The organism is Rhizobium laguerreae (assembly GCF_002008165.1).
Taxonomy (GTDB): Bacteria; Pseudomonadota; Alphaproteobacteria; order Rhizobiales; family Rhizobiaceae; genus Rhizobium; species Rhizobium laguerreae.
Window position 1 is genome coordinate 423,936 of the sequence record NZ_MRDM01000029.1, and the last position, 9,764, is coordinate 433,699.

Below are 9,764 nucleotides of genomic sequence, written 5' to 3' on the forward strand. Positions count from 1 at the left end.
GAGGTGACAGATCACCCCCGGCGCGGCTGACGACAAGAAAGCGATTTTGAATGGGAAGCGTCGGGAACGGCTGGCCGAGAGGCGGCGGCGAAATCGGCGAATTGTTACGGCATCCGGCGTTCCACGCCGTCGGTCTCGGTCCGGTCGAAAGCTGGCCTGCATCTCTCAAGCATATCGCCGAAATGGTGTTGAATTCCCGCCAGCCCAAATTCGTTGCTTGGGGTCCGGACCTCGCTTTTCTCTATAACGACGCCTATGTGCCTGTTTTCCAGGAGCGGCATCCCGATGCCCTCGGAAGACCCTTCCGCGAGGTCTGGGCGGATATTTGGGAACAGTTCTCGCCGATCGTCGCCAGCACGCTGGAAGGCAGTTCGCAGCTCTTCAAAGAGCTGCTCATCCCGATGCGCCGCGACGGCCGTACCGAGGACACTTGGTTCACCTTTTCATACACGCCTTTGCGCGACGATGACGGCAAGGTCGCCGGCATCCTCTGCGCGGCCCTCGATGTCACCGATCAGGTGTCGGCCAAGCGCGGCGAACAGCGCGCGCTGGAAGAGCTGCGCGCGAAATCGGAAGCGCTTGCAGTCGTCAACCAGGCGGGTGCGGCGATCACCGCCGAGCCCAGTGTCGAACGCCTCACCCAGATTGTCGTCGATGCCGGCGTGACGCTGACCGGCGCGGAATTCGGTGCCTTCTTCTACAATGTCGATGATGGCGAGGGCGGCAGCTACATGCTCTATGCGCTTGCCGGTGTCGATCGGAAGAACTTCGAGAAATTCCCGATGCCGCGCAATACCGAGGTCTTCGCACCGACCTTCAACGGCGAAGGCATCGTGCGCTCCGACGACATCCTGCTCGACCCGCGCTACGGGCAGAATGCGCCGCATGCAGGCATGCCGAAGGGGCATCTTCCGGTCAGGAGTTATCTTGCCGTGCCGGTGAAATCACGCGACGGCAGCGTCATCGGCGGCTTGTTCTTCGGTCACGGCCAGCCCGGCCGTTTTTCCCAAGCGGCCGAGGCGAGCCTCGTCAGCCTCGCCGGCCAATCGGCCGTCGCGATCGACAATATCCGGCTCTTTCGTGCCGCCAAAGTCGAAATCGACCAGCGCCGCGACATGGAAGATCAGCTGCGGAAACTCAATGAAATGCTCGAGGTCCGCGTCGCGGCCGAGATTGCCGAACGCCAGCAGGCTGAAGCAGCACTTCAGCAGTCGCAGAAGATGGAATCGATCGGCAAGCTTACCGGCGGTGTTGCCCATGACTTCAACAATCTGCTGCAGGTGATCTCAGGCAATCTGCAGCTTCTCGGCAAGGATGTGGCAGATGGCGGCCGAGGCAAGGAACGCATTTCCAACGCGCTTGCCGCGGTCGAACGCGGCTCGCGGCTGGCAAGCCAGCTGCTCGCCTTCGGTCGCCGCCAGCCGCTTGAACCGAAGGTCATCAACATCGGCCGTCTCGTCACCGGCATGGACGACATGCTGCGCCGCGCACTCGGCGAGGAGATCGAAGTCGAGACCATGGTCTCCGGCGGACTCTGGAACACCTTCGCCGATCCGATCCAGATCGAGAACGCACTGCTCAACCTTGCGATCAACTCCCGCGACGCGATGGATGGCGCCGGCAAGCTGACGATCGAGGTTGGCAACGCCTTCCTCGACGATTCCTACAGCCGCATCCATCCTGAAGTCACCGCCGGCCAATATGTGGTGCTCGCCGTGACCGATACCGGCGCCGGTATGACGCAGGAGGTGATGGATCAGGCCTTCGAGCCCTTCTTCTCGACGAAACCGGAAGGCAAGGGCACCGGTCTCGGCCTGTCGATGGTCTACGGCTTCGTCAAGCAATCCGGCGGCCACGTGAAGATCTACAGCGAGATCGGCGAAGGCACGACCGTCAAGCTCTACCTGACCCGCTCGTTCCGAAGCGAGGATCGGGTCACGGCCGCCGACAGCGTACCGGCCGCCGGGGGCACGGAAACCATCCTTGTCGCCGAGGACGATGAGGGCGTGCGCGTCACCGTCGTCGAGATGCTGTCGGATCTCGGCTACTACGTTTTGAAGGCCAAGGATGCGCAAAGCGCGCTCACCGTGATCGAAAGCGGCGCCCATATCGACCTGCTCTTTACCGATGTCGTCATGCCCGGGCCATTGAGGAGCCCGGAGCTTGCGCGGATGGCACGCGAGCGTCTGCCTGATATCGCCGTGCTCTATACATCGGGCTATACCGAAAATTCGATCGTCCATGGCGGCCGGCTCGATCCCGGCCTCGAACTGCTCTCCAAGCCCTATACGCGCGAGGAACTCGCCCGCAAGATCCGCCACGTGCTTACTATCAGGACACAACGCCGCCAAGGGGCGAGCGATGCCGCGGTGACCGTTCCCAAACATCCCGAGAACGCCCGCGAAAAGCTGAAGCTGCTGCTCGTGGAAGACGACGCTTTCATCCGGATGGATACTGCCGAGATTCTGCAGGATCTCGGCTATGACGTGATCGAAGCTGAGAGCGGCGAACGGGGCGTGGAAATCCTCGGACACACCATTGTCGACATAATCGTCGCCGATGTCGGCCTGCCTGGTATGTCGGGCCAGGTCTTTGCCGCCAAGGCGCGCGAGGCCTTTCCGTCGGTCGGCCTGGTCTTTGCCACCGGCAACAGCAGCCTGCCGGATCCGGATGCAAACCGTCTCCCCGGTTCAGTGCTGCTGTCGAAACCTTTCAGCAGCACGGCGCTCGACCAGGCGGTCAAGAACGCCGTCCAGCAGCGGCCTGGCGCCTAGAGTATCTCTGTTTTCTCTGCTGCCACCTCTGCTTTTATGCGTCGGCGCCGTCGAACTCGGGATATTTGCGCATCAGATCCACTTCGCTGGTGCAGCTGTCGTCGCGCGCCGTCAGTTCGATCGAGACCGTGTCGGCAGGACCGAAACGGCCATTATCGTGATAATTGCCATCGTCGTGATGGCTGGCGCCATCGTGATAGACGGGAATACGCGCGCCGCTCTGACTGACCAGCACGGCATCCCGCTCGAAGCCCCTCTGCAGCAGCCAGTCACGCGGCGCCATCAGGCGGATGTCGACCTCGTAGGAACGTCCCTTCCCTTGCTTGAGGCCGACAGTATAGGTGACCGGCGATACCTGGCCGTTCACGTCGATCGCGCCGTTTCCATCGGCTTTGACGATGTGTTTTTCCATGTTCTCGGCTCCTTCTTCTGTGCAGGCCTTTCCCATCGGAAACCTGATAAAATCGGCTTTTGTTCCGAATTCGGGCCTTGCGGGCCACGACCACGGCCGGAACTTTTGGGCTCCTGATCGGTTCCGTCCCTTTGCAAACCAGAGGAGGCCAAGATGCCGAGAGGTGACAAATCCGACTATACCGACAAGCAGAAGCGCAAGGCCGAGCACATCGAGGAGGGCTACGAGGATCGCGGCGTCTCCGAGAAGGAAGCCGAACGGCGTGCCTGGGCGACCGTCAACAAGGAAAGCGGCGGCGGCAACAAATCCGGTTCCGGCCGCGGCAAGAAGGATACGCATGAATCCTCCGAAAAGGGCGGCCGCATCGGCGGCGCGGCATCCGCCGCACGCTCGAAGGAGGAACGGTCCGCTTCCGCGAAGAAGGCCGCCGCGACGCGCAAGCGCAACGAACACCACAGCCACCATTAACAACTGATGCGGCAAGCGGAGGCTTTCCGTCAGCCGCATAGGGAGTTTAACCCATGGCCAAATCGAAAAAGAAATGGTCGCAGGACGTCACCGAACACAGCGATGCGATGGACCTGAAGGAAGGCGTGTTCAAATCGGACGATCCGAAGAAGATTGCCCGCTCCGTCAAGCACTCCGCCGAGGAGAGCGATCGCCGCAAGTCGAGTCCCTTCCGCGCCGCCATGTCGATGCTGACCTTCTACATCAACCGCGCCGGCGACCAGCTGACGAAAAAGCGGCGCGGCACCCTTGAAAAGGCCAAGGATGAACTGCGAAAAGACTTCGGTCGTCAATCGAAGGATTGAGCGCTCATGGCATACGAACTTTATTATTGGGACGGCATTCAAGGCCGCGGCGAATTCGTGCGGTTGGCGCTGGAGGAAGCCGGCGCCGACTATATCGACATCACCCGCCAGCCCGGGCGCGGTACCGGCGCCATGTTCGACATCATGAAGAGCGACAGCGAACCGCACATTCCCTTTGCGCCGCCCTTCCTGAAGGACGGCGATCTCATTGTCCCGCATGTCGCCAACATCCTGTTTTACCTCGGCCCGAAGCTCGGCCTTGCGCCTCAGGATGAAGGCCTTCGCCATGTCGTCAACGGCCTGCAGCTGACCGTCACCGATTTCGTCGCCGAGGTGCACGACACGCACCACCCGATCGACATGTCGCTTTATTACGAGGATCAGAAGCCAGAGGCGAAAGCCCGCTCTGCCGCTTTCATTCGCGACCGCATTCCGAAATTCCTCGGTTATTTCGAGCGTGTACTGCGGCAGAACCCGAAAGGCCCCAACCATCTGGTCGGCGATGCGCTGACCTATGTCGACCTCTCGCTCTTCCAGGTGATCGAGGGCCTGAGCTACGCCTTCCCGAGAGCCATGACAAACCGCAAGGCGGAATATCCCGCCCTGCTGGCTCTGCATGATGCTTTGGCTAAGCGTCCAAACATTGCCCGTTATCTCGCCTCGCCCCGCCGCCTGGCCTTCAACGAGGAAGGGATTTTCAGGCACTATCCTGAGCTGGACAGTGCGGGCTGAGTTAAGAGCCGTTCATTCGAGCGGCACCGCCGCATCGAAGAAATTTCCCCACGGGTCTCTCGGCTGGGTCTCCAATCGCCCCGGCACGTTGCCGAGCGTGAAAGCGGCGGGACCGCTCACCTCGTTCAATTCTGACCAATCCAGCGGCATGGAAACCGGCGCACCCGATTGTGCCCGCGTCGAATAGGCCGCGACCGCCGTGTTGCCGCGGCCGTTGCGGAGATAATCGATGTAGATATGTCCACCGCGTTTTGCCTTCGTCGCCGTTGCCAGATATTTCTCCGGCGTGTCGGCCGACATGCTTTCGGCCAGCGAATGGGCGAAATCCTTCACCTCCGCCCAGCCGGCCTTCGGCGCAAGCGGCGTTACCACATGCAGCCCCTTGCCGCCTGAGGTCTTGACGAAGGCGGCCAGCCCACGGGCTTCCAGCCGCGTCTTCAATTCAAGCGCTGCCGAAATCACCGCGCTCCAGGCCACGTCCTCGCCAGGATCGAGGTCCATGGTGATCATGTCGGGTGTTTCCCAATTGTCGGCCGTCGTGCCCCAGGGATGAATTTCGAGCGCGGCCGACTGCACCAGCGCCACGAGCCCGTTGAAATCGGCGATGCGCAGCAATTTTTCGCCGTCCGCATCCTGCGGATCGGCGATCTCCTCGATATGCGGATTCATGCCCTTCCAGGCATGCTTCTGGAAAAACCGCTGGTGGCTTTTTATGCCGTCGGGCAGGCGCAGCAGCGCCAAGGGCCGATTAACGATATAAGGCGCAATGAACGACCAGACTGCGGCGTAGTAGTCTGCCAGCGCCTGCTTGGTGAAGCCCTCGTCCGGCCAGTAGAGCCGGTCGGGATTAGTCAGCGATACGTCCGATACCGGCGGATGTCTGGGGCTCATTCTTCGATCTCGCTTGTGAGGAAATCAAGTAGCCTGTTTTCCTCGGCCCGCAAGCCCCGCAGCGGCTCGTTACCGCTCTCGATCAGCCGATGATCGTTGCCAGCGAGCGCGATGATCGCCGGATGGATATAGCTCGAGCGCGAGATCGCCGGTGTGTTGTGCAGCGCCTCGGCCGCGGCCTCCGACATCTGCTTTACCGTCGGCCGGCCGCCACTGAGGATCGTCTCACGCGCCACACCGAAGGCCGCCAGCGATCCGGCCCAGGTGCGGAAGGTTTTCGCCGAAATGGGAATGCCCGATATTTCGGCCAGATAGGCGTTCAACCGGCCGGAATCGATTGGTTTCAGCGCCCCGCTTTCGTCCTTCCAGACGAAGAGCTGGCGGCCGGGCAGGTCGGCTATCTCCTCCAGGATCTTCTGCAGCCTGGGATGCTTGAGGCTGCGCTGGACGCGCTTGCCACCCTTGGCGCGAAATTTTAGCTCTATCTGACCGTCGACGATCTTCAGGTGGCGCTTCAGCAGCGTCGTTGCGCCATAGGTGCCGTTCTCCCTGACATAGGCCTGGTTGCCGACGCGCAAGTGCGCCTCGTCGAGCAGCGTCGTCAAAGCCGCAAGCACGCCGTTGATATCCTCCGCACCGGTGTCGAGATGGCGCAGCACGGTCCGGCGGATCCGAGGCAGCGCCCGGCCGAACTCAATCAGCTGATGGAATTTTCCCGCACTTCGGAAGGATTGCCATTCCTTGTGGTAGCGATATTGCTTGCGCCCGCGAGCGTCGAAGCCTGTCGCCTGCAGATGGCCGTTTTCGTAGAGGCAGATCCAGACGTTCTCATAGGCCGGCGGCAGTCCCAGCGTCCTGATGCGCGCCCGCTGCGATTCATCAGTAAGCGTGGTGCCGTCCGGCATGACGTAGCTGAAGCCCTTGCCCTTCCTTCGTCTGCGGATGCCAGGTTCGGTATCGCTGACATAGACGAGACCAAGTTCGGTGATGACTTCGGCATTCATGTTTTCTGAGACCTACTTGCTCCAGCGGCCGAACTGGAACCAGCGACGACGCTCGGCCTTTGTCGCGCCTTGCGGCGGTTCGGTCTGCCCCTTCGGTGCGAAGACTGCGACGCTCTGGGCATAAACCATCACCGGATTGTCCTCATCGTGCACTTTGAAGGAATCCGTCTCCGATCCCGTGTCGAGAACCCTCGACCACTCTTTCAGCCCATTCACAACAGGAAGATGGAGCTCGCAATCGCCACCTGCATTGAAGACGAGGAAGAGGTCGTCCATCTTCTCGGTATCCGGAGCATGCACGCTCCTCGAGACATAGACGCTAATCACCTGCAATCCGTCGTCATTCCAGGCGCCGTCATCCATGAAACTGCCGTCGGGCTTGTACCAGGCGATCTCGATGCGCCCGTCCTCGGCTGTCTCCCCGGTCAGGAACCGCTCCTGCCGCAACACGGGATGGGCCTTGCGGAAGGCGACGGCCTGCCGGCAGAAATCGAGGAAAGGATCGTCGAGCCCCGCCCAATCCGTCCAGCCGATCTCGTTGTCCTGGCAATAGGCGTTGTTGTTGCCGCCCTGGCTGTTGCCCACCTCATCGCCGGCAAGGATCATCGGAACGCCCTGGGAGAGCATCAGCGTCGCCATCATGTTACGGCGCCGCCGCGCCCGAAGCCTATTGATGTCTTCGTTATCAGTCACTCCTTCGGCACCCATATTGTCCGAATGATTGTCCGAATGTCCGTCCCTGTTTTCTTCGCCGTTCGCGTCATTGTGCTTGTCGTCGAAGGAAACCGTGTCCATCAACGTGAAGCCGTCATGGGCCGACAGCAGATTGATCGATGACGTCGCGCCGCGATCCGAGTGGTTGAACTGTACCGACGAGCCGGTGATGCGTTGCGAGATCTCCGAGACCATGCCGCCATCGCCCTTCCAAAAGCGACGCACGTCGTCACGAAACTTGTCGTTCCACTCACGGAAGGGATGTGGAAAGCCGCCAACCTGATAACCGCCATCGCCCACGTCCCAGGGCTCGGCGATCAGCTTGACACCGGCAAGGATCGGATCCTGGCGAATGGCGCCGAAGAACAGGCCCTGCCGATCGAATTCCATATCCTGCCGGCCGAGCGTACTGGCGAGGTCGAAACGGAAGCCGTCGATATGCATGACGCCGACCCAGTAGCGCAGGCTGTCGAGCACCATGCGCATCACCATGGGATTGGCGGCATTCAGCGTGTTTCCGGTCCCCGTGGTATCAAAGGTGTGGCGCGGATCGTCGGGAGAGAGAATGTAATAGCTCGCATTGTCGAGCCCGCGGAAGGACAGCGTCGGTCCTTTCTCGCTGCCTTCGGCGGTGTGGTTATAGACCACGTCCATGATGACTTCGATGCCGGCGGCATGGAACTTTTTCACCATCGTCTTGATTTCGGTAATCTTGTCGCCGGACATGTAACGCGATTGCGGTGCGAAGAAACCGAGTGTCTGATAGCCCCAATAATTGCGTAAATTCTTTTCCAGGAGATAACGATCGTCGAGGAAATACTGGATCGGCAGCAGCTCAATCGCCGAGATGCCGAGCTTGACGAGATGGTCGATGATCGGATCGCTGCACATGCCGAGAAAGGTGCCGCGCAGACGGTCGGGCACCTTTGGATGCGTTATCGTCAGGCCGCGCACATGCGCCTCGTAGATGATGGTGTCGGGCCAAGGGCGGCGGATCGCCTCTTCCCCCGCCCAGTCGAAGTCCGGATCCTGCACTACGCCCTTGACCATGAACGGCGCGCTGTCGCGCTCATCGAAGGTTAGATCGTCCTCGCCGATCTGATAACCGAACAGCGCATCATGCCATTTCAGTTCGCCCGTCACCTGCTTGGCGTAGGGATCGAGCAGAAGCTTATTCGGATTGAAGCGATGGCCGGCGTTGGGATCGTAGGGACCGTGCGCCCGATAACCATAAACAGTGCCCGGTCCGATGCCGGCAATATAGCCCGACCAGATGTCTCCTTCGCGTTTCGGCAGGGGCAGCCGGGCGATCTCATTCTTTCCGTCAGGCGAGAAGAGGCAGAGCTCCATCTGTTCCGCATGTGCGGAAAATACCGCGAAATGGGTGCCAGAACCCGTATACTCCGCCCCCAGCTCCGGCTTGAGGAAGTCGAGTTCCGAAAATGAAAAGCTCATGGTGCCCCGCTATGTCAAAAGACCAAGCGGGAAACGTGAGGGCGGTGCGAAAGTTCCGTCCTTGAGGGGAAAAGCAACCGATGTGGCTCGCCAAAAGGCGTCTTTAAGGCATCAGCTGCCCGCCATTGACCTCAATGATCTGGCCGGTGATGTAGCCCGACAAGGTTGGTGAAGCGAGAAAGAGATAGGCGCCGACGCAGTCCTCCGACGTGCCGACGAAACCCATCGGGATCGACTTGCGCTGCAGCTCCATCTGCTCGTCATTGGTATAACGCTCGTGGAAGGGTGTGGCGATGACACCCGGCGCCACCGCGTTGACGCGGATCCTGTCGGCGACGAATTCCTTGGCGTGACCGCGGGTGATCGTCGAGACGAAGCCCTTGGACGCCGCATAAAGGATCGCACCATTGCCGCCGCCATTGCGCGCGGCGATCGAGGTGGTGTTGATGATGAAGCCACCCTGCTTCTTCAGCCAGGGATGCGCCGCACGTGTTGCCGCCAGCACCGAGCGGGCGTTGAGGTCCATGACCGCGGCATAATGCGCGTCGGTATATTCCGAGGTGGGCTTGCGCCCCAGCATGCCGCCAGCATTGGTGATGAGGCCGTCGAGATGGCCGAAAGTCTTCGCCGTCTCGTCGACGACACGCTCGGTCTCGCCTTCCCTCGACACGTCGCCCTGAATCAGATGCACGGTGCCGCCAGCAGCCCGGATTTCCTCAGCCAGTTTTTCCGCCGGTTCGCGGCTGGCATTGTAGTGCACGCCGACCTTGGCCCCTTGAGCCGCGAAGGCGCGGGCGAGCGCCGCACCGATGCCGGTCGAGGCGCCGGTGATCAGCACGGCCTTGCCGGACAGGTCCGGCAACTTGATGGATGCTAGCGATTGCGCAAGTTCGACCATGGCGACGATTGCCTCCCGAAAAACCAAGGACATAGGTGATGAAACGAATAGGAGAAGTCTTATCAGGGTAAA

9 protein-coding genes are annotated in these 9,764 nt (G+C 60.9%); 4 read left to right on the top strand and 5 right to left on the bottom strand.

Annotated elements, in window-relative coordinates; translation table 11 throughout:
- The first annotated feature begins 50 nt into the window (after positions 1 to 50).
- Positions 51 to 2,774: a hybrid sensor histidine kinase/response regulator gene (locus BS630_RS29330; protein WP_077980192.1), complete on the top strand. Its 2,724-nt coding sequence runs from the start codon at positions 51 to 53 to the stop codon at positions 2,772 to 2,774.
- 34 nt (positions 2,775 to 2,808) lie between these two features.
- Here BS630_RS29330 and BS630_RS29335 read toward each other — a convergent pair whose 3' ends face one another.
- Positions 2,809 to 3,186 carry a hypothetical protein gene (locus BS630_RS29335; protein ID WP_077980277.1) on the bottom strand — a complete coding sequence of 126 codons (378 nt, stop codon included), beginning with the start codon at positions 3,184 to 3,186 and terminating at the stop codon, positions 2,809 to 2,811.
- 153 nt (positions 3,187 to 3,339) lie between these two features.
- Here BS630_RS29335 and BS630_RS29340 point away from each other — a divergent pair, with 153 nt between their 5' ends.
- The 3 genes from BS630_RS29340 to BS630_RS29350 are packed head-to-tail and all read left to right on the top strand — an operon-like array spanning position 3,340 to position 4,730.
- The gene (locus BS630_RS29340) at positions 3,340 to 3,654 is read left to right on the top strand and encodes a hypothetical protein (protein ID WP_011655053.1); all 315 of its coding nucleotides are present in this window, start codon (positions 3,340 to 3,342) and stop codon (positions 3,652 to 3,654) included.
- 53 nt (positions 3,655 to 3,707) lie between these two features.
- Positions 3,708 to 3,998, top strand: coding sequence for a DUF3175 domain-containing protein (locus BS630_RS29345; RefSeq protein ID WP_077980193.1), 291 nt, complete (start codon positions 3,708 to 3,710; stop codon positions 3,996 to 3,998).
- Between the two features lie 6 nt (positions 3,999 to 4,004).
- A complete protein-coding gene (locus BS630_RS29350; RefSeq protein ID WP_077980194.1) occupies positions 4,005 to 4,730 on the top strand; it encodes a glutathione S-transferase in 726 nt (241 codons plus the stop codon).
- A 12-nt stretch (positions 4,731 to 4,742) separates the two neighbouring features.
- On the opposite strand, the gene ligD is transcribed toward BS630_RS29350, so the two are convergent.
- From ligD to BS630_RS29370, 4 genes are all read right to left on the bottom strand, one after another.
- Positions 4,743 to 5,621 (bottom strand): non-homologous end-joining DNA ligase, encoded by an 879-nt coding sequence (gene ligD / locus BS630_RS29355; RefSeq protein WP_077980195.1) that lies wholly within the window; start codon positions 5,619 to 5,621, stop codon positions 4,743 to 4,745.
- Positions 5,618 to 6,625, bottom strand: a complete 1,008-nt coding sequence (locus BS630_RS29360; protein ID WP_077980196.1) for a DNA topoisomerase IB — start codon at positions 6,623 to 6,625, stop codon at positions 5,618 to 5,620. Before BS630_RS29360 ends, ligD begins: the two co-directional genes overlap by 4 nt.
- Positions 6,626 to 6,637: 12 nt before the next feature.
- A complete protein-coding gene (gene glgX, locus BS630_RS29365) occupies positions 6,638 to 8,794 on the bottom strand; it encodes a glycogen debranching protein GlgX (protein ID WP_077980197.1) in 2,157 nt (718 codons plus the stop codon).
- A gap of 103 nt (positions 8,795 to 8,897) precedes the next feature.
- Entirely contained in the window at positions 8,898 to 9,692 is a 795-nt protein-coding gene (locus BS630_RS29370) for an SDR family NAD(P)-dependent oxidoreductase (RefSeq protein ID WP_077980198.1), read from the bottom strand.
- Between the last annotated feature and the right edge of the window lie 72 nt (positions 9,693 to 9,764).